Here is an 18,330-nt window from a genome sequence, read left to right as displayed (position 1 = left end):
CCGGTCAGGTGGCGGCCGCCTGCTGGTCGCGTTTGCGCAGAAGCTTCGCCGCGAGGATCGAGCCTTCGTAGAGCAGGATCAGCGGCAGCGCGAGCCCGACCTGGCTGATCACGTCAGGCGGGGTGATGATGGCGGCGAGCACGAACATGCCAACGATGGCGTAGCGACGCTTCGAGGCCATCGCCTCGGGCGTGATGATGCCGACGCGCGCAAGCAGCACGAGGCCAACCGGCATCAGGAAGGCGAAGCCGAAGGCGAAGATGAGCCGCATCACGAGAGAGAGGTATTCGTTGACCTTCGCCTCGAGCTGGATCGGCAACTCGCCAGGGCCCGCCGGGCTCTCGAAGGAGAGGAAGAAACGCCACGCTGCCGGAATGACGAAGTAGTAGCAGAAGGCCGCACCGGCGGTGAAGAAGAACGGGGTGGCGATCAGGAACGGGGCGACAGCGCGCTTCTCGCTCCGGTAGAGCCCGGGCGCGACGAACAGCCATAGCTGCGTCGCCCACCAGGGGAAGCTGATCATCAAGCCTCCCCAGAGAGCGACCTTGAGATAGGTGAAGAACGCCTCGTAGAGGGCGGTGAAGATCATCCGCCGCTCCGCCCCCGTGGTCTCCTGCAGGATCGTGGCGAGCGGGGCGGCGAGGAAGCCATAGATCTCTTTCGAGAAGACATAACAGAGGATGAAGGCGAGCACGAAGCCGCCGAGCGAGAGGAGGATGCGCTGCCGGAGCTCGAGCAGGTGGTCGAGCAGCGGCATCGGCTTGTCGTCGATTGTGTCCTCTTCCGGGCGCATGGGCCGTGCTCAGACCGGGTCGCGCGCCTGGGCAGGAGCGGCAAGGGAGGCGGGAGGGAGCGTCCCGGGCGGAACGAACGGGGGAGGCCCTTCGGCGACCAAGGGAGAAGCGGCTGGCGGAGGTGTCGTCGACGTGGAGTCGGCGGACGCGGCCGACGCGGCTGGCGGAGGGGCCTCAGCGGGCGCCGGCGTCGCGCTCCAGCTTGCCGTTCCGTAGGAGGATCCTGCGGCATCGGCGAACGGGTCCTTGAACGCGTCCCTCAGACCCTGCTCGTCGATCTGCCGCTCGACGTCGCGCTTCATGTCGTAGATGCCGGTGCGCACCTCGTCGATCTGGCGCTTCACCTCGTCGAGCTTGCTCTCGCGCATCATCTCGTCGACGTGAACCTGGAACTCGCCCGCCATCCGCCGCGCCTTGCGGATGAAGTCGGCAACCCCGCGGATGGCGTGCGGAAGGTCCTTCGGCCCGATCACTACCAGGGCGACGAGCAGGATCAGCGCGATTTCCGACCAGGCGAGATCGAACATGCCTTTCTCTCGGCCGCCGCGCGCGCGGTGGCAAGCCCCTAGTGCCGGAGCCCGCCCCGCTCGCCGGGCGAGGGCTCGTCGAAGGGCGCGTCCTCAGCCGCCGCGGTGCGATTTGCGGCGAGATGGCCGCGCAGGTCGCGCAAGCCGCGCCCGAGCTCAGCGCCGAGAGCGGGCAGCTTGCGGCTTCCGAACAGCAGGAGCAGCACGAGGGCGACCAAGACGATCTGCCAGATGCCGATGCTCATCTCGTTCCCCCACCTTGCCCCGGCATTCTTGCCGCCCTCACCTCTGCCGTCGGGCACAGCCCGCCAGATTGCCAGAGCGTCCCGTTCGCGGCAACGAGGCCCTCACGCCGCTTCCCCAGCGCCGAAGACATAGGCGCGCGTCGGGTCGAGCGCCACCGCCACCTCGGAGTCCCGCGCTGGCAGGTATTCGCCAGGGATTCGCGCATGGACATGAACCTCGGACCCGCCCTCGCGAACCGACAGATGCACCATCGAGGTTCGGCCCAAGAGCCGTGCCGCCTCCACACGCGCGCGAGCGTGGCAGGCCTCTCCCTCGGCAAGCGGCAGAAGGCGGATCGCCTCGGGGCGGATCAGGACCTCGACGCGCTCGCCCTCACGCCGGCCGAGCGCTGGAACGGGGCCAAACGGTGTTGCCACCATGCCGAGCCGCACCTGTCCCGAGAGTCGGATCACCTCGCCGAGGAAAGTTGCGATGAAGGGGGTGGCGGGGTGGAGATAGATCTCGGCGGGTGGCCCTTCCTGCTCGATCACGCCGCGGTGCAGGATGGCCATGCGGTCGGCCATGAACATGGCCTCTTCCGCATCGTGGGTGACCATCAGCACGGCGATCCCCTCCTCTTGCAGCACATGCAGGTTATCGTCGCGCACCCGGTCACGCAGACGCGCATCGAGCCCGGAGAACGGCTCGTCGAGCAGAAGCACCTTCGGCCGTGGCGCGAGCGCGCGGGCAAGCGCCACACGCTGCTGCTGCCCGCCAGAAAGGGTGTGGGGCATCGCGTCTGCGAACTGCTCCATCTGCACGCGCGCGAGCATCTCCATCGCCCGGGCGCGACGCTCCGCTGAGCGAAGCCGCCGCAAGCCGAAGGCGACGTTCTCGAGCACCGAAAGATGGGGAAACAGAGCGAAGTCCTGGAACAGGAGGCCGACGCCACGCTCCTCGGGGGGCACCTCACGCCCCGGCTCCGCGACGACCCGCCCGCCGACCAGCACCCGGCCGTGTTGCAGCGGGGTGAGGCCGGCGGCGATCCGAAGCAGCGTCGTCTTGCCGTCCCCTGACGGCCCGAGCAGGCAGACGATCTCGCCCGGTGCGACGTGGAGGGAGATCCCCTTGAGCACCTCCGTCGCGCCGAAGCGGTGGTGGATATCCTCGAGCCTGAGCGTCATCAGCCGCGCACCTTCCATGCAGTCTCGCCGCCGTTCGGGTCAAGCGGCGGCGGCCTCTCCTCCTCGACCTCCCCGCCCCCGGGCGAAAGCGGCTCCTCGGGCGAGCGTTCAGGCGAGGCGGGCGGCAGCGGGTCAAGAAGGCCGGCGGCCTTCAGCTCCTCGAGCTTCGGCAGATCCTTGAGCGAGGCGAGGCCGAAATGCGCAAGGAACGTCGCGGTGGTGCCCCAGGTCGCCGGGCGGCCTGGGGTCTCCCGTCGCCCCTTCGGCTCGATCAAGCCCGCCTCGAGGAGCGAATCGAGCGTTCCCTGGCTCAACCCCACACCGCGGATGTCCTCGATCTCGGCCCGTGTGATCGGCTGGTGGTAGGCGATGATGGCGAGCGCCTCAACGGCTGCGCGCGAGAGCCTCCGTGGCACCTCGAAGCGTCGGCGCAGGAGCGGCGCGAGGTCGGGCGCGGTGCGCATCTGCCACCCCCCCGCCACCGCCACCACCTCGACCCCTCTCCCCGCGAGACTCTCGGCGAGAGCGGCGATCACGGCGGCGGCGGGAACGCCCGCGGGAAGGAGCGAGGCGAGCGCCTCTTCCGTCACCGGTTCGGCCGCGGCGAAAAGGAGCGCCTCGGCAAGCCGGACGTGATCGGCGCCGACCGCGGGCGCCGACAGCGGAAGCTCGTCGGCGCAACCGTTCTCGTGTTCGCTCGGCGTGCTCATGCCTCCTCAGCGGCCGCGCCATCGGGCTCTGCCCGTGCTGGCTTCACATAGATGGGTCCGAAGGGCTGGTCCTGCCGCAGCGCCACGGTGCCTGCCTTGGCGAGTTCGAGCCCGGCGACGAGCATCGAGGCCATCGCCGCCCGCAGGGGCAGGCCGCGCGCGAGCCCCTCGGGCAGGAAACTCGACAGAACCGCCCAGCCGGGCACGCGCCCGACCAGACGCGCAAGCCGCTGCATGGCCTCCTCGACGGAGAGGAGGTCGAGCGGAGGCGGGGCGTAGCTCCGTGCCGAGAGGGACCGCCGCCGCGCCGCCGCATACGCCGCGATCAGCTGCGACAGGGTGAGCCGTATTCCCCCCGGCACGCGTTCGACCAGAGCCTCTGGAGCACCGCGCGGCCAGACGTCGACGCCAAGCCGCTCGCGCGCCATCAGCGCCGCCCCCGCCTCGCGCATCGCCTCGAGGCGTCGTAGCCGCAAGGCCAGGGCCTCGGCCGCCGCCTCGGGCGACGGCTCGTCCTCGGACCGCTCGGCGGGGGGGATGAGAAGCCGCGACTTCAGATAGGCGAGCCAGGCGGCCATCACCAGAAGGTCGGCGGCGAGCTCGAGATCAAGCGCGCGGGCGCGGGCGATCCAGGCGAGATACTGCTCGGCAAGGGCAAGCACGGAGATACGCGCGAGATCGACCTTCTGCTCGCGGGCGAGAGCGAGCAGAAGATCAAGCGGCCCCTCGAACCCCTCGACCGCGACGGCAAGCGTGTCGCCGCCAGCCTCGCGGCGCGGCTCGTCCTCTGCGAAGGGGACCGTCGCGGCGCTCATCGCGCCTCTCTAGAACCCGGCGGCGGCGAAGACCAGCCGCCGGAAGAAGGCGAGTGGCGGCCACAGGATCGCGCCCAGAGGGTCGGAGGCGATGCCCGCCTGGCGCAACAGGGCAGGCACGAGAAAGAAGCCGAGGATGATGATCGGGAAGCCCACCGGCTCGAGCCGCGCCAGCGCCCGCGCCGGCCGCTCCGGCAACAGGCCCACAAGGATCCGCCCGCCGTCGAGCGGCGGGATCGGCAACAGGTTGAACAGCATCAGGAGAAGGTTGATCAGAACCGCGAACAGGATCAGCTGCACCGCATACTCGGCGAGCGAGCGCGGCAGGGGGTCGACAAGGTGGCCCGCCAGCGCGAACAGGAACGCGAGTACGAGGTTGATCGCCGGCCCCGCCGCGGCCACCCAGGCCATGCCGGCGCGCGGATTGCGGAAGTGGCGCGGGTCGACCGGCACGGGCTTCGCCCAGCCGAACATCACCTCGACGCGACCGATCGTCAGCATCTGGGCGGCGAACAGGATCAGCGGCACCGCGACGGTTCCCGCCGGGTCGGCGTGCCGGACCGGGTTGAGGGAGAGCCGGCCGTGCAGCCGGGCGGTCGGGTCGCCGAGGGCATTGGCCGCCCACCCGTGCGCCACCTCGTGCAGGACGATCGCGACCAGCGCCCCCGGCGCGATCACCAGGAACCCCCAGAGGATCGCCTCGATCATGCGAGCAGGGCGGCAAGCGCCCGCTCAGCACGGGCACGGTCGAAGCGTCGCGGCGAGAGGGCGGCGCGCGCGGCCGCCTTCAGCCGGCGGGCAGTGGCGGCGGAGAGCTCCGGAACCGCGGCGAGAACCGCCTCCGTGCGCGCGAGATCGCCCGGGCACTCGAGCGCGAGGTCGCAGCCGGCGGCGATCGCCGCTCGGGCAAGGGCGCCCGGCTCGCCGCCGAGCGCGCCCATGGCGAGATCGTCGGTCACGAGCACTCCGCGAAACCCGATCTTGCGCCGGATAAAGCGGATGACGGCAGGCGAGAGCGTGGCGGGGCGTGCATCGTCGAGGGCAGCATAGATGATATGGGCCGTCATCGCCCAGGGAACCAGCCCGGAGAGAGCGGCGAATGGCTTTGCATCGCGTGAGAGCAGCTTGGCCTCCGTCGCCTCGACCACGGGGAGGGCGTGGTGGCTGTCCGCGGTCGCCCGTCCGTGGCCGGGGATGTGCTTCATCACGGGCGTCACGCCCCCGGCGAGCAGGCCGCGTGCCATTGCGCGGCCGAGGCTTGCGGCAAGGCGCGGTGTGTTGCCATGCGCACGATCGCCGATCACCTCGTGCGCGCCGGGCACGGGAAGGTCGAGCACCGGAGCGCAATCGACCGTGATGCCGATCGCGAACAGATCGTCGGCGATCAGCCGCGCGTTGAGGAAGGCAGCGCGCCGGGCGGCAGCGGGGTCGCGCGCGGCGAGCGCGGCGAACACGGCGGCGGCGGGCGGATGTCGCCAGTGCGGCGGGCGAAGCCGGGCGACCCTCCCTCCCTCCTGGTCGATCAGCACCGGCGCGTCCTCGCGCCCCACGGCGCGGCGGAAGGCGGCGGTGAGGTCGAACACCTGGGCGGGGTCGACGATATTCCGGCCGAACAGGATCAGGCCGAGCGGCGGGCGGCGCCGCAACAGGCGCTCTTCGGCCGCGCCGAGCTCGGGGCCGGAGACGCCGATGATCGCTGCGCGAGGGGCCGCGGCTGCCACAAGGTCATCCCGCCGGGGCGACGAAGCAGGACCCGCCGCGGGCCCGCACCTGGTCGCAGAAGCTGCGCGCCTCCGCGTTGGTCGCGAACCCGCCCGCGCGCAGCCGGAAGAAGGGCTGGCCGTCGCGCTCCCCGCGGCTGATCGAGGGGCGGAGCGGGCCGAGCAGGTCCGGCATGCGGCGACGAAGCCGTTCCCACTCGGCTTGGGCCGCGGCCTCCGTTGGCACGGCGGCGAGCTGCACCTGGATACTGCCCGTACCACCCGGCGGCGCCGCCGCGGCTTGGGACGACGTTGCCGGCTGGGCCGAGGGCTGGGGTGAGGGAGGCGTGACCGGGGGCGAGGAGGCGGCGGGAGGAGGCGGGGCCTGCCCGCTTCTCGGCGCCGTGCCGGCCTCCGGCTGAGCGGCGGCTCGCTCGGCCGGCGTCGCCTGCTCGCGGGGCGTCTCGCTCTCGGCGAGGGAGGCGCGCTGGGCCGGCAAGGCGGGTGGAGCGACCGGAACGGGCTTCGGCGCCTCGGGCGGCGGCAGGAGGCTCTCCACGCGCTGGCCGGTGCCTTCGCCCCCGCCGCTTCTCGGTACGGCGGCACGCGAGAGCTGGTCATAGACCGCCTTGTCGAGATTAGCGACGCGCATCCCTCCCGGGTCGTCCGGTCGGACGCGCACAGGCGTTGGGTCGGCAGAGATCAGCGGCGCCTCGTCACCGTCCTGCGGCAGGCCGCCGAGAAGCTGCATCGCCACAGCGCCCGCAAGCGACACGAGGGCAAGGCCGCCGAGCCAGAACGCCCAGCGGAAGCGCCTGCGGTCACGGCGACGCCAGGCGGGATCGGCCACCGCCGTCGCCGGTGGCTTCGCCCAGCCGCCCGCCTCCGGGATGTCGAGCTTGCCGTTCATCGCCCCTGACCGCCCATCGCCGACGCCTGATCCCCGCTCCCGTCCCGCATAGCCCTGACCGTGGCCGTTTCAGCGCATCTCCTCGACCGGCGTCACCCCGATCGTCTCGAGGCCCGAGGCGATCACCGTCGCCGTCGCCTGCACGAGCGCGAGCCGCGCCCGCGTCGGCTCCGGCGCCTCGGGCTGGATGAAGCGGAGCTCCGCCTCGTCGCGCCCGCGGTTCCAAAGGCCATGGAACGCCGCAGCCACATCATACAGATAGAACGCGAGTCGGTGCGGCTCGTACGCGACCGCCGCCTGCTCGACCACCCGCGGCCAGGCGACGAGGGTGCGGATCAGCGCGAGCTCGGCCTCGTCGGAGAGATGATCGAGCGGTGCGGCGGCGAGCGCCGCCGGGTGGACGTCAAAACCGAGACTTGCCGCATGCCGCAGCACCGACCGGCAGCGCGCATGCGCATATTGCACGTAGAACACCGGGTTGTCCTTGGTCTGCTCGCGCACTCGGTCGAGGTCGAACTCCATCTGCGCGTCCGACCGACGGGTGAGCATGATGAAGCGGACGACGTCGCGGCCAACCTCGTCGATCAGCTCGCGCAGGGTCACGAAGGTTCCGGCGCGCTTCGACATACGCACCGGCTCCCCGCCCTTCATCAGGTGCACGATCTGGCAGAGCAGGACGCGGAACGAGGCGCCCTCGTCGAGGGCGCGGACGGCCGCCTCCATGCGCTTGACATAGCCGGCATGGTCCGCGCCCCAGACCTGGACGATGCGTCGGAAGCCGCGCGCGAGCTTGTCGGCGTGGTTGGCGATGTCGTTGGCGAAGTAGGTAAAGCTGCCGTCGCTCTTGCGCAGCGGCCGGTCGATGTCGTCGCCGAAGGCCGTCGAACGGAACAGGGTCTGCGGCCTCGGTTCCCAGTCCTCCGGCTTCTGGCCCTTCGGCGGATCAAGCACGCCCGTGTAGATGAGGCCGCGTTCCGTGAGGCGTTCCAGCGTCTCGTGCACCCGCCGCGAGGCGACCAGTTCGGCCTCCGAGACGAACACGTCATGCCGAACGCCAAGGGCGGCGAGGTCGTCGCGGATCGTCTCCATCATGGCTGCGACGGCTTCCGCGCGAACGGTTTCCATCCACACGGACGGTTCGGCGGGCCTTGCCCCCTCGCGGCACAGGGAGAGACCATGGCGCCGTGCGAGACCCTCGCCGACCGGGACGAGATACGCGCCGCGATACTGGAGCCCGCCCGGGACGAGCGCCTCGAACTCGGCCTCGGTCAGGGGGGTTCCGAGCGCCTGGAGGTAGCGCCAATAGGCCGCCCAGGCGAGCGCCTCGACCTGCGCGCCGGCGTCGTTCACGAAATACTCCCGCGTGACCGCGAAGCCGGCCTTGGTGAGCAGCCCGGCAAGCGCATCGCCCACCACGGCGCCGCGGCAATGGCCGATATGCATCGGCCCGGTCGGGTTGGCGGAGACGTATTCGACATTCACCCGCTCGCCACCGCCGATCGTGCTCGAACCGTAGTCGGCGCCCGCATGCAGGATGTCGGCAAGCCGTGCGCGCAGGAAGCCGGGCTCGAGGCTAAGATTGACGAAGCCTGGGCCCGCGACCTCGGCGCACGCCACCGCCGGATGCTGCGCGAGCTCGGCAGCGAGGCGCTCGCCGAAGGCGCGCGGGTTCTGCCGAGTCGCCTTCGCGAGCACCAGCGCGGCGTTGGTGGCGATGTCGCCGTGCGCGGCATCGCGTGGCGGCTCGACGCCGATCGCTGCGACGAGCTCTGCCGGCACGTCCGGGGCGAGGCGGAGCACGGCCTCGCGCACGACCTCGCGGAACGTCGAGAAGATGTTCATGCACACTCCGGGCGGAGGAAGCGTGGCCCTCAGGCCGTCTCAGTCGCGCTCAGGTCGAACAGGCGGCGATGCTCGTCAAGGGCGAAGCGGTCGGTCATGCCGGCGATGTAGTCGCAGACCTGAAGCGCGGTGCGGTCCGAGCCGGGGGCCCCCGCTCCCTCCTGCCACTCGGTGGGCAGGCAGGCGGGTTCTGCGACCAAGGCGGCGAAGAGCTCGCGGACCACGCGGCGCGCCTTCAGCGTCATGCGGTTGACCCGGAAATGCCGGTACATGCGGGCGACCAAGAACGCCTTGATCACGCGCACCGCCTCCGCCCCCGATGGCGAGAAGGCGACCACGGGGGCGCCGAGCCGGCGGATGGCATCCGAATCGCGCGGCGCGGCCGCCTCGAGCCGCGACGCGGTCTCGGCCACGAGGTCGCGCACCAGCCGGTCGATCAGCCGGCGGATCGTCTCGTGGTGCAGCCGCGGCGGGGCGAGTCCGGGCCAATCTGCCTCCGCCGCCGCGACCGCTTCCCCGACGAGCGGCAGGGTGCGGACCTCGGCGAGCGTGAACAGCCCCGCGCGAAGCCCGTCATCGAGGTCATGGGTGACGTAGGCGAGATCGTCGGCAAGTGCGGCCACCTGCGCCTCGGCCGAGGCGTGGCTTGCGAGGTCGAGGTCGAAGCGGGCGGCGAAGGCGGCGACATAGGCCGGCGGGTCGGTGACCGGCCCGTTGTGCTTGACCAGCCCCTCGAGCGTCTCCCAGGTGAGGTTGAGACCGTCGAAGGCAGCGTAGCGACGCTCGAGCAGGGTGACGACGCGCAGCGCCTGGGCGTTGTGGTCGAAGCCGCCGAAGGGCTGCATCGCGGCGTTCAGCGCCTCCTCCCCGGCATGGCCGAAGGGGGGGTGGCCGAGGTCATGGGCGAGCGCGAGCGCCTCGGCGAGATCCTCGTTGAGACGCAACAGGCGGGCGATGCTGCGCGCGATCTGGGCCACTTCGAGCGAGTGGGTTAGACGCGTGCGGTAGTGGTCGCCTTCCGCGGCGACGAAGACCTGCGTCTTGTGCTTGAGGCGCCGGAAGGCGGTCGAGTGCACGATCCGGTCACGGTCGCGCTGGAACGGCCCGCGTGTTCCCGAGCAGGGTTCAGCGACAAGGCGGCCGCGCGTGCGGTCATGCGGCACCGCATAGGCAGCGAGCGGATGCGGATAGTTGGCCGAGTCGGGCATCCGTGTCAGGGTGCGCCGGTGCGGCCCTCCGCCGCAACCGTCGAGGTTTGACATCAGGGCGGCGGACGCCGATCTTGGTGCGAGAGGTTCGCAGATGGATCACGCCGCTCCTGCCCCTGCCCCCGCGACGGCCGCACCGGCCGCCTCGGCGCGCGAGGTTCGTCTCTCGCCTGCCGCGGCGCGGCGCGTGGCGGAGATCGTCGCGCAGGAAGGCAACCCCGCTCTGATGCTTCGCCTCACCGTCTCGGGCGGTGGCTGCTCGGGGTTCCAGTATGGGTTCTCGCTCGATACGGCCGTCCATAAGGACGACCGGGTGTTCGACGCTGGCATCGCACGGCTCGTGGTCGACGAGACCTCGCTCGAGCTCCTCGGCGGCGCAGAGGTCGACTACGAGGACGGGCTGATGGCCTCGCACTTCACGGTGCGAAACCCGAACGCCACATCCTCCTGCGGCTGCGGGAGCTCCTTCTCGGTCGGCTGAACCGACGTTGGGTCAGCGCCGGTTGGTCATGAATCGGCCGGAGCAGGCGGGGCTTTCCCACTCTCCCCAGCCCACGCGCCACTGAAGACGGCCGCGCAGGACGAGACCGTCGCTGCCGCCGATCCGCATCACGAGCGTGCCATCGGGGCCGACACTTCCCGTGACCGGCCTGATGCCCCCCGCGCCGCTGAACCTGCCCGAGATCTGCCCGCCCGAGATGGTGTAGTCACCGGCGAAGCCGCGCCCGCAGGGACCCTGGTCGGTCACGACATCGATCACCCACGCGCCGTCGAACGCACCGTGCCCGGCGCCGCCCATCTGCGCCGAGGCCACGCCAACCGAAGCAATCGTGATGACGGCGACGGCCGCGATCAGCCCCTTCATCGCACGTGATCTCCCGTGGCAGGCAGCGTAAAGCAAACGGGGGTAAGGGCGGAACCCATGCCCAACCTGCTCCCGGCCGCGGGCCTCCTCACTCTCCGGACCGCCGGCCCGCCACGGCATCGCGCAGCCGGGCCCGCTCCGATCAGGCCCCGGGCCGGAGAGCGAGCGCATGGGTCGCAAACGGGTCGCCGGCGATCGGGACGAAGCCGAGAGCGAGATACATCGCCGCCGCCGCGGCATGATCGGGCCCAAGCCGGACGCGGATGAGCCGGAACTGCTCCTCCGCCCCGGCAAGCGCCGCGCGGGCTAGCATCGGCCCAATCCCCTTTCCCCGCATCTCGGGGCGCACATAGAGGTGCCGCAGTCGGCCGACCGTCGGGTCGTTCGAATGCGGGTCGCGCCCGCGCGCGACGAGCCCCGCGAGCGTGTCGCCGACCCAGGCCGCGAGCACGACCTCGCCGGGGCGGTCGAACCGGGTGATGCCGGCATGCCAGTCGGCCAGCATCCGGTCGAGGAAGTGGTGACCTTCCGCGCGCGCCGCCGCTGCGAGAGCGGCGAAGGCCTCGCCGTCGATGTCGGCGAAGGGGCGGATCGCGGCGTCGGTCACCGAGGCTCCGCTGCGACCTCGACTACCCGCCCGGCGGAGAGGGCGAGCAGGCGCTCGGGGGTGATCTCGAACACATGCGCCGGGCTTCCCGCCGCCGCCCAGACGCGGCTGAGCGCCATCACCCGCGCGTCGATCAGCACGAGAGGTGGGGTGAGATGTGCGAGAGGCGCCACACCGCCGATCGCGAAGCCCGTCACCTCGCGCACCCAGCGCCCCTCGGCCCGTTCGATCGGGGCGCCGAGGATCGCAGCGAGGCGGTCGAGATCGACGCGATCGGCGCCGGAGACGATCACGAGCACGGGCCGGGCCGACCCCTTCTGCCGGAACACGAGGCTTTTTGCGATCTCGGCGACGGAACACCCCACCGCCCGTGCGGCATCCTCGGCGGTGCGCGTGCCTTCCGGGAAGGCGCGGATCGTGTCCGGGTGCCCCGCAGCGGCGAGCGCGGCCCGCACGCGCGCGACCGAGCCGCCCTCCTGAGGCGACGCCACCGGCCCGGGGGCCGGGCGCGGCTTGGGCTCAGCCATTGCCGTTTGCCGCGACCCGGTCATCGGCATGCACGCCGAGGGTCTTGAGCTTGCGGTGCAGCGCGCTGCGCTCCATGCCGACGAAGCTTGCGGTGCGGCTGATATTGCCGGAGAAACGGTTGAGCTGGGCGAGCAGATACTGCCGCTCGAACAGCTCCCGCGCCTCGCGCAACGGCAGGGCCATGATCTCGGCCGACTTGTCCCAGCGCAGAACGGTGGGCGCGGCGGCGCCGATGTCGGGCGGCAGGTGCTCGGCGCGGATCGGCTCGCGCGGCTCGCCGGGAGCCATGATCAGGAGCCAGTCCATAAGGTTCCGCAGCTGGCGGACATTGCCGGGCCAGTCATAGGTCTGCAAGACCGCGAGCGCGTCCTCGGAGAGGTCGCGCAAGGGCAGGCCGGAGCTCTCGGCGGAGCGGGCGAGGAAGTGGCGCGCGAGCGCGGGGATGTCCTCGCGACGCTCGCGCAGCGCGGGCACCCGAAGCGGCACGACGTTGAGCCGGTAGAACAGGTCCTCGCGGAACCGGCCGGCCTGGATCTCGGCGCCGAGGTCGCGGTTGGTGGTCGCGATCACCCGCACGTCGACCTTGACGCGCGTCGCCCCGCCGATGCGCTCAAAGGCCTGGTCCTGCAGCACGCGCACGATCTTGCCCTGGGTCTCGAGCGGCATGTCGGCCACCTCGTCGAGCAGGAGCGTGCCGCCATGGGCATGTTCGAGCGTGCCGGCGCGACGTGGGCTCGTGAGCGGATCCGCCCCTGCCTCGACGCCGAACAGCTCGTCCTCGAGCCGGGCCGGGTTAAGGGTGGCGCAGTTCAGCACCATGAACGGCCCGTTCGCGCGGCGCGAGCGGATGTGCAGCATGCGCGCGACCACCTCCTTCCCGGCTCCAGCGGGGCCGGTGATGAGCACGCGCGAGCCGGTGGGCGCGACCTTTTCCACGGCCGAGCGGAGCTCGCGGATCTGCGGGCTCGTGCCGATCAGCTCGGTCTCGGCGCCGGCGCGCAGCCTCAGTTCGCTGTTCTCGCGCTGCAGCTGCGCTGCCTCGATCGCGCGGCGGACGACGAGCAGAAGCCGGTCGGCCTTGAAGGGCTTCTCGATGAAGTCGTAGGCGCCCTGCTGGATCGCCTGCACCGCGGTCTCGATCGTGCCGTGGCCGGAGATCATCACCACCGGCACTTGCGGCTCCTCGCGGTGCAGCACCTCGAGGATGCCGAGCCCGTCGAGGCGGGAGCCCTGCAGCCAGACATCGAGCACCACGAGCGAGGGGCGGCGGGCGCGGAACGCGGCGATCGCCGAGTCGCTGTCGGCCGCCTCGCGCGTCTCGTAGCCCTCGTCGCGGAGGATGCCGGTCACCAGCATCCGGATGTCGGGCTCGTCATCGACGATCAGGATGTCATGCGCCATGCGCCGCCTTCTGCATCCCCGCCTCGACCGACGGCACGGGCTCGGCCGCCGGGACGGCGAGCGGCAGCGACAGGGTGACGCGCGCTCCGGGCTTGCCGTCCGGCCGGTCCAACAGCTCGAGCCGGCCCAAATGGTCTTCCATGATCTTCTTCACGATCGCAAGGCCGAGCCCGGTTCCCTTGGTTTTCCGCGTCACATAGGGCTCGGTGAGCGACTCGCGCCCCTCCGCCGGCAGGCCTTCGCCGTCATCCTCGACCGTGATCTCGGCCCAACCGTCGCGGGCGGCGAGCGCGACCCTGATCTGCCCCGCCCCCGGCCGCGCCGCCACCGCGTCGATTGCGTTCTGCAACAGGTTGGTCACCGCCTGGCCGATCAGCCGGCGGTCACACTGCGCCACCGGCGCCGGCTCCTCGATCGCGAGCTCGAACGCGAGCTCGGGGTGGGCGTTGCGCTGCAGGAACACGGCTTGGCGGACGATCTCGCCGAGATCCTCCTGCCGCAAAACTGGCTGCGGCATGCGCGCGAAGGCGGAGAACTCGTCCACCATCCGGCCGATGTCGCCGACCTGCCGGACGATGGTTTCGGTACAGAGACGGAATGTCTCGGGATCGGACTGGATTTCGGGAAGGTATTTCCGCTTCAGCCGCTCGGCGGAAAGCTGGATCGGCGTGAGCGGGTTCTTGATCTCGTGCGCGATCCGGCGCGCCACGTCGGCCCATGCCGCCTGGCGCTGCGCGGCGACCAGAGCGGTGACGTCGTCGAAGGTGACGACGAAGCCCCTGATCCTGTCCTCCGCCCGCTCAGCATCGATCCGGAGCACGAGCGTCCGCCGCGACGCGGCAGGCCCGATCCTGACCTCCATCCCGGCCGTGCCGCGGGGGCTTGCGGCAGCGCGTTCAAGCGCCGGCGCGAACTCGGGCACGACATCGGCGAGCCGCTCGCCGAGATGGGCGACGAGATCGACCCCGAGCAACTCAGAGGCGGAGCGGTTGGGCAGGTTGATCCTCCCCTCCCCGTCGAGGCCAATCACGCCGGCCGAGACGCCAGCGAGCACGCCTTCGGTGAAACGCCGGCGTTCGTCGATCTGGCGGTAGGCGTCCATCAGCTCGTCGCGGTTGGCCGAGAGCTGGCCGATCATTCGGTTGAAAGCGCGCGCGAGAACGCCGATCTCGTCGTCCGAGTGGCGCTCCGGCACGCGCACCGCGAGGTCGCCCGCGCGCACGCGCTCGGCGGCGAAGACGAGCGAGGAGATCGGGCGCGCGAGCTGGCCCGCGATGACGAGCCCGACCAGGACCGCGGCGAACAGGATCAGAAGAGCGACCACGGAGAAGATCAGCGCGAACGTGATCTGGAGCCCCGACCGGCTCGCCTCGAGCCGTCGATACTCGGCCACTGCCTGTTCGGTCCGTTCCATGTGGCCGAGCACGTCGGCGTCGACGGGCCGGCCGACGAGCAGCATCAGCGGGCCCGGAAGGTCGAGGGCGACGACCGCCCGCACCCTGTCCTGGCGGGTCGGTTCGAGCAGTGCCACCTCGCCGGTGCGGGCGAAGTCGATCGCCCAGCCGGGGACGGTGTCGCCTACCGGCGGAACGAGCAGGCCGGCGGTCGCGACGGGCCGGCCGGTCGCGGGGTTGAACACAACCGCCTCGGTCAGGCCGCGGAAGGCGATCTGCCGCTCAAGCAGGAGCGAAAAGACGGTCGGCCCCTGGGTGAGCAGCATCGGCGCGGCGCGGTTGATGTCATTGGCCATCGCGAGCGCATCGGCGCGGATCGTGCGCTGGTGTTCCTCGAGATAGGCCTTGGAGGCGGCGAGGCTCTCCTCGAGAGCGGTGCGGACGCGCTGGTTGAACCAGTTCTCGAGGCCGCGGTTGAAGAAGGCCGCCGAGAACACCGTGACGATGATCGTCGGCGTCACCGCGACGAGGCCGAACAGGAGCACGAGCCGGACATGCAGACGGGAGCCCGCCGAGCCGCGGCGACGCTCCACCCACACGCGCACGACCCGAACCGCAAGCACAGCGGCGAGGATCAGGAGCAGGGCGAGGTTGACGTTGACGAGCCAGAGGATCGAGCCGGGGGGAAGGCCGAGTGCGCCGGTTCCGGTGACGGCGGCGAAGGTGACGACACCGGCCGCGATCGCCGCAAGCGCGATGCCGAGGGTGAGCCACCGCCCGGCGCGGCCGACCACAACCCAGTCGAGCGCGCGCCTGAGCGCGCCGCGCCGCGCGGCAGCACCTTCGGCCGCATCGAGCTTCTCGGCCATCGCTCCCGCGGCCATCGCCGCGCTCAGCCGAGGCCTCGGATCACCGGAATCTCGAGCTCGCGGATCTTCTTGCGCAGCGTGTTCCGGTTGAGCCCGAGCACGCGCGCCGCCCGGATCTGGTTGCCGCGCGTGGCGGCGAGGGTGAGCTGGATCAGCGGCCGTTCCACCTCCTGGATGATGCGTTCGTGCACGCCTGGGCTCGGCAGCCCGTCCTTGTGCCCGGCGAAATAGGCGCGGAGGTGACGCTCGACGGCCTGGGCGAGCGTCTCGGGCTCGCCGGTCGGCGCCACGGGCTCCGCGGAGGCGGTCTCGGCGAGTTCGGCGGCGATCACCTCCTCGCCGATCGTCTCCTGCGGGTAGAGCGCGGCAAGCCGGCGCATCAGGTTCTCGAGCTCGCGCACATTGCCCGGCCAGCGATAGGCCTTCAGCCGCTCGATCGCGCCCTCGGTCAGCGTCTTCGCGGGCAGGCCCTTCTGCCGGTTGGCGGCGAGGAAATGCCGCGCGAGCGCGGGGATGTCCTCGGCCCGCTCGCGCAACGGGGGCAGGCGGATCGGCACGACGTTCAGGCGGTAGAACAGATCCTCGCGGAACAGGCCCTGGCGGATCAGGGCGCGGAGGTCGCGATGCGTTGCGGCGACGATCCGAACATTCACCCGAACCGGCGCGCGGCCGCCGACGGAGGTGAACTCGCCCTCCTGGAGCACGCGCAAAAGCCGCGTCTGCGCCTCCGGGGGCATGTCGCCGATCTCGTCGAGGAACAACGTGCCGCCATTGGCCTGCTCGAACCGCCCTTGGGTGCGGCTCGTTGCGCCGGTGAAGGCGCCGCGCTCGTGGCCGAAGAGCTCGCTCTCGATCAGCTCGCGGGGGATCGCCGCCATGTTGATCGCGATGAAGGGCCCGGCGCGGCGCGTGCCGTAGTCGTGCAGAGCGCGCGCGACCAGTTCCTTGCCGGTGCCGCTTTCGCCGGTGATCATCACCGTGAGGTCGGTGGCGGTGACGCGGGCGACGGTTCGGTAGATCTCCTGCATCGCAGGCGAGCGGCCGACGAGCGGCAGCTTCTCCTCCTCCGACGCCTCTCCCTCCACCGTCTCGGCGGCGGGCGGGGCGGCGAGGGCACGCCCGACCACGGCGAGAAGCTCGTTGAGGTCGAAGGGCTTGGGCAGGTAGTCGAAGGCGCCGCGCTGGGTCGCCTTCACCGCCGTGGTGAGGGTGGACTGGGCGCTCATCACCACGACGCGGAGATCGGGGCGGACGCGCCGTATCCGCGGCACGAGGTCGAGCCCGTTCTCGTCCGGCATCACCACGTCGGTGATCACGAGGTCGCCTTCCCCGTCCTCCACCCAGCGCCACAGGGTGGCGGCCGTGCCGGTGGTGCGCACCTGGTAGCCAGAGCGGGTCAAGGCCTGGCCGAGCACGGTGCGGATCGAACGGTCGTCGTCGGCGATCAGGATCGTCGCGGTCATGCTGTCTCGTCCTCCTGTGCCGTTCCGGCACTGCCCGGATGCACGGGCAGGTGCAGGCGGAAGATGGTTCGGCCGGGAACGCTGTCGCACTCGACGAGCCCGCCATGGTCGCGGATGATCTTGGCGACGAGTGCGAGCCCGAGCCCGCTGCCCTGCCGCTTGGTGGTCACGAACGGGTCGAACAGATTCGGCTTGAGTTCCTCGGGGATGCCGCAGCCCGTATCCCGCACCGACACAACGAGCGGCAGGTGCAGGCGCCGTGTCGCTCCCGGAACCGCGAGCCTCACCCCGTGCTGATAGGCGGTGGCGAGCTCGATCACCCCGCCCGGCCTGCCCTGCGCCTCCGGAATCGCCTCGGCGGCGTTCTTCACGAGGTTCAGCATCACCTGGATGAGCTGGTCGCGATTGCCCCAGACCGGCGGCAGCGAGGGGTCATAGGTCTCGATGAAGCGCACGTGCCGGGCGAAGCCGCTCTGCGCGAGCCGCCGCACATGCTCGAGCACCTGGTGGATATTCACCTCGCCGCGTTCGATCGGTCGGTCGGAGAAGCACTCCATCCGGTCGACGAGGGCGCGGATCCGGTCGGCCTCGTCCTGGATCAGCTGGGTGAGCTCCCGGTCCTGCTCCGATACCGAGCTTTCGAGGAGCTGCGCCGCGCCGCGTATCCCCGACAGCGGGTTCTTCACCTCGTGGGCGAGGATCGCCGCCATGCCGGTGACGGACCGGGCAGCGTTGCGGAACCCCATCTGCTTTTCGAGCTTCTGCGGTGTGGAGCCGTCGATCAGGGTGAGCGCCACGCAATCGGGCGCCTCCGACACCGGCGCGCCGTGCACGGTGATGCCGCGCTTGGAGAGGCGGGGGCTCTCGATCGTGAGGTCGTAGTCGGAGACGCTCACCGCGCCGTCGAGCACCTGGGCGATCAGCTGGTGCAGCGGGTTGTCCTCTGGCACGAGCTCGGCGAGCCGGGTCGCGCGCAGCGAGGCGGCGGAGAGAGCGAAGAACTCCTCCGCAGCCTGGTTGGCGAAGCGGAAGCGGCCGAGCCGGTCAACCACCACCACCGGAGTGGCGAGTGCGGCGAGGATCGCCTGCGGCTCGGGCGCCGGCGGCGCCACGGCACGAAGCAGACGCGCCGGCGCCTCCGCCCCCCCTCCGGACATCGCCTCGCCGATGCCGCGCAGTACGGCGAGGCCGCGTCGCCCTCGACTGGCCTTCATCGCCCCCTCTCCCCCTCGAGCGCGTTGCCCATGTCCTGCCCCCCGCTTCCGTCCGGCCGCCCCCCAGCGGACCG

General features: G+C 71.2%; 19 protein-coding genes. 1 reads left to right on the top strand and 18 read right to left on the bottom strand.

The window, feature by feature from the left end; translation table 11 throughout:
- Positions 1-4: 4 nt before the first annotated feature.
- From tatC to KO353_RS01400, 11 genes are all read right to left on the bottom strand, one after another.
- A complete protein-coding gene (gene tatC / locus KO353_RS01450; protein WP_218286010.1) occupies positions 5-793 on the bottom strand; it encodes a twin-arginine translocase subunit TatC in 789 nt (262 codons plus the stop codon).
- A 9-nt stretch (positions 794-802) separates the two neighbouring features.
- Positions 803-1,321, bottom strand: coding sequence for a Sec-independent protein translocase protein TatB (tatB, locus tag KO353_RS01445; RefSeq protein ID WP_218286009.1), 519 nt, complete (start codon positions 1,319-1,321; stop codon positions 803-805).
- A gap of 38 nt (positions 1,322-1,359) precedes the next feature.
- A complete protein-coding gene (locus tag KO353_RS01440) occupies positions 1,360-1,566 on the bottom strand; it encodes a twin-arginine translocase TatA/TatE family subunit (protein ID WP_218286008.1) in 207 nt (68 codons plus the stop codon).
- A 102-nt stretch (positions 1,567-1,668) separates the two neighbouring features.
- Entirely contained in the window at positions 1,669-2,748 is a 1,080-nt protein-coding gene (locus tag KO353_RS01435) for an ABC transporter ATP-binding protein (protein ID WP_235691977.1), read from the bottom strand.
- A complete protein-coding gene (scpB, locus tag KO353_RS01430; protein ID WP_218286007.1) occupies positions 2,730-3,440 on the bottom strand; it encodes an SMC-Scp complex subunit ScpB in 711 nt (236 codons plus the stop codon). The genes KO353_RS01435 and scpB overlap by 19 nt, the downstream gene beginning before the upstream one ends.
- Complete coding sequence (locus tag KO353_RS01425; protein ID WP_218286006.1) at positions 3,437-4,255, bottom strand: segregation and condensation protein A; 819 nt, start codon at positions 4,253-4,255, stop codon at positions 3,437-3,439. Before KO353_RS01425 ends, scpB begins: the two co-directional genes overlap by 4 nt.
- 9 nt (positions 4,256-4,264) lie before the next feature.
- On the bottom strand, positions 4,265-4,963 hold the full coding sequence (locus KO353_RS01420) for a site-2 protease family protein (protein ID WP_218286005.1): 699 nt from the start codon (positions 4,961-4,963) through the stop codon (positions 4,265-4,267).
- The gene (gene nagZ, locus KO353_RS01415; RefSeq protein ID WP_218286004.1) at positions 4,960-5,976 is read right to left on the bottom strand and encodes a beta-N-acetylhexosaminidase; all 1,017 of its coding nucleotides are present in this window, start codon (positions 5,974-5,976) and stop codon (positions 4,960-4,962) included. Before nagZ ends, KO353_RS01420 begins: the two co-directional genes overlap by 4 nt.
- Before the next feature lie 4 nt (positions 5,977-5,980).
- Positions 5,981-6,865 carry an SPOR domain-containing protein gene (locus tag KO353_RS01410; protein ID WP_218286003.1) on the bottom strand — a complete coding sequence of 295 codons (885 nt, stop codon included), beginning with the start codon at positions 6,863-6,865 and terminating at the stop codon, positions 5,981-5,983.
- 69 nt (positions 6,866-6,934) lie between these two features.
- The gene (argS, locus tag KO353_RS01405; RefSeq protein ID WP_218286002.1) at positions 6,935-8,707 is read right to left on the bottom strand and encodes an arginine--tRNA ligase; all 1,773 of its coding nucleotides are present in this window, start codon (positions 8,705-8,707) and stop codon (positions 6,935-6,937) included.
- Positions 8,708-8,736: 29 nt separating this feature from the next.
- Entirely contained in the window at positions 8,737-9,915 is a 1,179-nt protein-coding gene (locus tag KO353_RS01400) for a deoxyguanosinetriphosphate triphosphohydrolase (RefSeq protein ID WP_218286001.1), read from the bottom strand.
- Between the two features lie 94 nt (positions 9,916-10,009).
- Between KO353_RS01400 and erpA the strand changes: the two genes are divergently transcribed.
- Positions 10,010-10,396 carry an iron-sulfur cluster insertion protein ErpA gene (gene erpA / locus KO353_RS01395; protein WP_218286000.1) on the top strand — a complete coding sequence of 129 codons (387 nt, stop codon included), beginning with the start codon at positions 10,010-10,012 and terminating at the stop codon, positions 10,394-10,396.
- Positions 10,397-10,408: 12 nt separating this feature from the next.
- Here erpA and KO353_RS01390 read toward each other — a convergent pair whose 3' ends face one another.
- The 7 genes from KO353_RS01390 to KO353_RS01360 all read right to left on the bottom strand — a co-directional run bounded on the left by KO353_RS01390 (position 10,409) and on the right by KO353_RS01360 (position 18,256).
- Complete coding sequence (locus KO353_RS01390) at positions 10,409-10,780, bottom strand: hypothetical protein (RefSeq protein WP_218285999.1); 372 nt, start codon at positions 10,778-10,780, stop codon at positions 10,409-10,411.
- Positions 10,781-10,922: 142 nt separating this feature from the next.
- The gene (locus KO353_RS01385) at positions 10,923-11,387 is read right to left on the bottom strand and encodes a GNAT family N-acetyltransferase (RefSeq protein ID WP_218285998.1); all 465 of its coding nucleotides are present in this window, start codon (positions 11,385-11,387) and stop codon (positions 10,923-10,925) included.
- Positions 11,384-11,914 carry a YbaK/EbsC family protein gene (locus KO353_RS01380; RefSeq protein ID WP_218285997.1) on the bottom strand — a complete coding sequence of 177 codons (531 nt, stop codon included), beginning with the start codon at positions 11,912-11,914 and terminating at the stop codon, positions 11,384-11,386. Before KO353_RS01380 ends, KO353_RS01385 begins: the two co-directional genes overlap by 4 nt.
- The gene (gene ntrX, locus KO353_RS01375; RefSeq protein WP_218285996.1) at positions 11,907-13,316 is read right to left on the bottom strand and encodes a nitrogen assimilation response regulator NtrX; all 1,410 of its coding nucleotides are present in this window, start codon (positions 13,314-13,316) and stop codon (positions 11,907-11,909) included. The genes KO353_RS01380 and ntrX overlap by 8 nt, the downstream gene beginning before the upstream one ends.
- The gene (locus KO353_RS01370; protein WP_235691976.1) at positions 13,306-15,594 is read right to left on the bottom strand and encodes a sensor histidine kinase NtrY-like; all 2,289 of its coding nucleotides are present in this window, start codon (positions 15,592-15,594) and stop codon (positions 13,306-13,308) included. Before KO353_RS01370 ends, ntrX begins: the two co-directional genes overlap by 11 nt.
- Positions 15,595-15,602: 8 nt before the next feature.
- Positions 15,603-17,042 carry a nitrogen regulation protein NR(I) gene (gene ntrC, locus KO353_RS01365; protein WP_218285995.1) on the bottom strand — a complete coding sequence of 480 codons (1,440 nt, stop codon included), beginning with the start codon at positions 17,040-17,042 and terminating at the stop codon, positions 15,603-15,605.
- Positions 17,039-18,256 (bottom strand): two-component system sensor histidine kinase NtrB, encoded by a 1,218-nt coding sequence (locus KO353_RS01360; RefSeq protein ID WP_218285994.1) that lies wholly within the window; start codon positions 18,254-18,256, stop codon positions 17,039-17,041. Before KO353_RS01360 ends, ntrC begins: the two co-directional genes overlap by 4 nt.
- Positions 18,257-18,330: the final 74 nt, after the last annotated feature.

This window comes from Elioraea tepida (assembly GCF_019203965.1).
GTDB classification, from domain to species: Bacteria; Pseudomonadota; Alphaproteobacteria; order Acetobacterales; family Acetobacteraceae; genus Elioraea_A; species Elioraea_A tepida.
The sequence above is the reverse complement of the archived record's forward strand: the minus strand, read 5'-3'. Positions and strand labels throughout refer to the sequence as shown.

Coding starts and splice junctions, on each gene's coding strand:
- tatC (WP_218286010.1), bottom strand. CDS start 793: ATGCGCCCGGAAGAGGACACAATCGACGACAAGCCGATGCCGCTGCTC.
- tatB (WP_218286009.1), bottom strand. CDS start 1,321: ATGTTCGATCTCGCCTGGTCGGAAATCGCGCTGATCCTGCTCGTCGCC.
- KO353_RS01440 (WP_218286008.1), bottom strand. CDS start 1,566: ATGAGCATCGGCATCTGGCAGATCGTCTTGGTCGCCCTCGTGCTGCTC.
- KO353_RS01435 (WP_235691977.1), bottom strand. CDS start 2,748: ATGGAAGGTGCGCGGCTGATGACGCTCAGGCTCGAGGATATCCACCAC.
- scpB (WP_218286007.1), bottom strand. CDS start 3,440: ATGAGCACGCCGAGCGAACACGAGAACGGTTGCGCCGACGAGCTTCCG.
- KO353_RS01425 (WP_218286006.1), bottom strand. CDS start 4,255: ATGAGCGCCGCGACGGTCCCCTTCGCAGAGGACGAGCCGCGCCGCGAG.
- KO353_RS01420 (WP_218286005.1), bottom strand. CDS start 4,963: ATGATCGAGGCGATCCTCTGGGGGTTCCTGGTGATCGCGCCGGGGGCG.
- KO353_RS01410 (WP_218286003.1), bottom strand. CDS start 6,865: ATGAACGGCAAGCTCGACATCCCGGAGGCGGGCGGCTGGGCGAAGCCA.
- argS (WP_218286002.1), bottom strand. CDS start 8,707: ATGAACATCTTCTCGACGTTCCGCGAGGTCGTGCGCGAGGCCGTGCTC.
- KO353_RS01400 (WP_218286001.1), bottom strand. CDS start 9,915: ATGCCCGACTCGGCCAACTATCCGCATCCGCTCGCTGCCTATGCGGTG.
- erpA (WP_218286000.1), top strand. CDS start 10,010: ATGGATCACGCCGCTCCTGCCCCTGCCCCCGCGACGGCCGCACCGGCC.
- KO353_RS01390 (WP_218285999.1), bottom strand. CDS start 10,780: ATGAAGGGGCTGATCGCGGCCGTCGCCGTCATCACGATTGCTTCGGTT.
- KO353_RS01380 (WP_218285997.1), bottom strand. CDS start 11,914: ATGGCTGAGCCCAAGCCGCGCCCGGCCCCCGGGCCGGTGGCGTCGCCT.
- ntrX (WP_218285996.1), bottom strand. CDS start 13,316: ATGGCGCATGACATCCTGATCGTCGATGACGAGCCCGACATCCGGATG.
- KO353_RS01370 (WP_235691976.1), bottom strand. CDS start 15,594: ATGGCCGCGGGAGCGATGGCCGAGAAGCTCGATGCGGCCGAAGGTGCT.
- ntrC (WP_218285995.1), bottom strand. CDS start 17,042: ATGACCGCGACGATCCTGATCGCCGACGACGACCGTTCGATCCGCACC.
- KO353_RS01360 (WP_218285994.1), bottom strand. CDS start 18,256: ATGAAGGCCAGTCGAGGGCGACGCGGCCTCGCCGTACTGCGCGGCATC.